The sequence below is a fragment of the Pseudoramibacter alactolyticus ATCC 23263 genome (assembly GCF_000185505.1).
In the GTDB taxonomy this organism is placed as follows: Bacteria; Bacillota; Clostridia; order Eubacteriales; family Eubacteriaceae; genus Pseudoramibacter; species Pseudoramibacter alactolyticus.
Genome location: NZ_GL622360.1, coordinates 1 through 2,380, shown reverse-complemented (window position 1 = coordinate 2,380; position 2,380 = coordinate 1). Strand labels below are relative to the sequence as shown.

The window sequence follows — 2,380 nt, the reverse complement described above, 5'->3', positions numbered from 1 at the left end:
AAAATAAGGTCATTGAAAACAACATAAACTACAAACCAAAGTAACACAATTTCAAGTTCAAACTTAAAAAATAAGGAAAGAACGATGAAAGCTACGAGAACCAGATGAAAAGCAGAGAACCCAATCTTCTGTGAAGATTGGTGTGAATCGCTTATGCAGTTTTAGTCATTTTCCAACAGATTCAAGGAATCAAAGGAAAAAGAGATAAAACTGTAATCCTAAAAGAATCATCATGAATGGATCAAGAGAACAAGAGCATCAGGCGGATGCCTTGGCACCGGAAGCCGAAGAAGGACGTGCTAAGCTGCGAAAAGCCACGGGGAGGCGCTTAAAAGCCCGAGAGCCGTGGATATCCGAATGGGGAAACCCGGCTGATAGAAGATCAGTCGCCGTTATCTGAAAGAGAATACTCATAGGATAACGGAGGGAACCCGGGGAACTGAAACATCTAAGTACCCGGAGGAAAAGAAAGCAAACGCGATACCTCAAGTAGCGGCGAGCGAACGAGGCACAGCCCGGTTACGAAAAAATCAGCTTTATAGCCGAAAGATCTGGGAAGGTCTGGCAGAGAAGGTTAAACCCCTGTAGACGAAATAAAGCTGGTGGGAGTAACGAAGAGTACCACGGGACACGAGAAACCCTGTGGGAAGATGGGGGGACCACCCTCCAAGGCTAAATACTAACCGGTGACCGATAGCGCAAAGTACCGTGAGGGAAAGGTGAAAAGAACCCCGGAAGGGGAGTGAAAAAGAAACTGAAACCTGATGCTTACAAGCAGTCGGAGTCCGGTACTAAATTTTGTTTAGGCAGGACCAATGTACTACGTATATCTGTTACAAACAGTTGAGAAAGACCGAACCTATATCGGTTATACCAACGAAAAGCAGTCTAAGTTAGACAAAATTTAGTACCGGATGACGGCGTGCTTTTTGTAGAACGGGCCAACGAGTTACGGTATGGAGCAAGGTTAAGCACTTCAGGTGCGGAGCCGCAGGGAAACCGAGTCTTAAGAGGGCGAAAGTTGCATGCTGTAGACCCGAAACCGTGTGATCTATCCATGGGCAGGGTGAAGCGCAGGTAAAACTGCGTGGAAGCCCGAACCAGTGTCTGTTGAAAAAGGCTTGGATGACCTGTGGATAGGGGTGAAATTCCAATCGAACACGGAGATAGCTGGTTCTCCCCGAAATAGCTTTAGGGCTAGCGTAAGCGCAAGACTGACGGAGGTAGAGCACTGACTTGGGTAGGGAGCAAACTGCTTACCGAACCATATCAAACTCCGAATGCCGTCCAGTTATCGCTTGCAGTCAGACAGTGGGAGATAAGTTTCATTGTCAAAAGGGAAACAGCCCAGACCATCTGCTAAGGTCCCCAAGTACCGATTAAGTGGGAAAGGATGTGTCACCGCATAAACAACCAGGATGTTGGCTTAGAAGCAGCCACACATTTAAAGAGTGCGTAATAGCTCACTGGTCGAGTGGTGGTGCGCCGAAAATGAACGGGGCTCAAATCGGCCACCGAAGCAATGGATTGTACGCAAGTACAGTGGTAGGGGAGCAATCTCTTGTAGGGCGAAGCCATTTCGTAAGGGATGGTGGACGAAAGAGAAGAGAGAATGTTGGCATGAGTAGCGAAAGTGAAGTGAGAATCTTCACCATCGGAAGCCCAAGGATTCCTGAGGAAGGCTCGTCCGCTCAGGGTAAGTCGGGACCTAAGCCAAGGCCGAAAGGCGTAGGTGATGGACAATCGGTTGAAATTCCGATACTACCGCCTTATATTAAGAGAAGGAGTGACACAGGAGGGAAAGCAGACCCGGGCGTTGGTTGACCCGGGCCAAGCGTCAAGGCCGGCAAGGGAGGCAAATCCCCTTTGTCAAAAAGCCAAGGCGTGATGGGGAACGAAAAATAAGTAGGGAAGCTGCAGACTCACACTGTCAAGAAAAACTTCTATCGCGTAAGGAGGTACCCGTACCGCAAACCGACACAGGTAGGCAGGGAGAGAATCCTAAGATGAGCGGGAGAAGTGTTGTTAAGGAACTCGGCAAAAATACTCCGTAACTTCGGGAGAAGGAGTGCCCCGGAAGGGGCCGCAGTGAAGAGGCTCAAGCGACTGTTTACCAAAAACACAGGTCTCTGCTAAATCGCAAGATGACGTATAGGGGCTGACGCCTGCCCGGTGCTGGAAGGTTAAGGGGAGTGCTTAGCGCAAGCGAAGGTGCGAACTTAAGCCCCAGTAAACGGCGGCCGTAACTATAACGGTCCTAAGGTAGCGAAATTCCTTGTCAGGTAAGTTCTGACCCGCACGAAAGGCGTAACGATTTGAGCACTGTCTCGACAACACACCCGGTGAAATTGTAGTACTCGTGAAGATGCGAGTTACCCGC

General features: G+C 49.2%; 1 rRNA gene. It reads left to right on the top strand.

The annotated features are described in order from the left end of the window. Positions 1-239 precede the first annotated feature (239 nt). Positions 240-2,380, top strand: a 23S ribosomal RNA gene (locus HMPREF0721_RS11135); the annotation flags it as partial.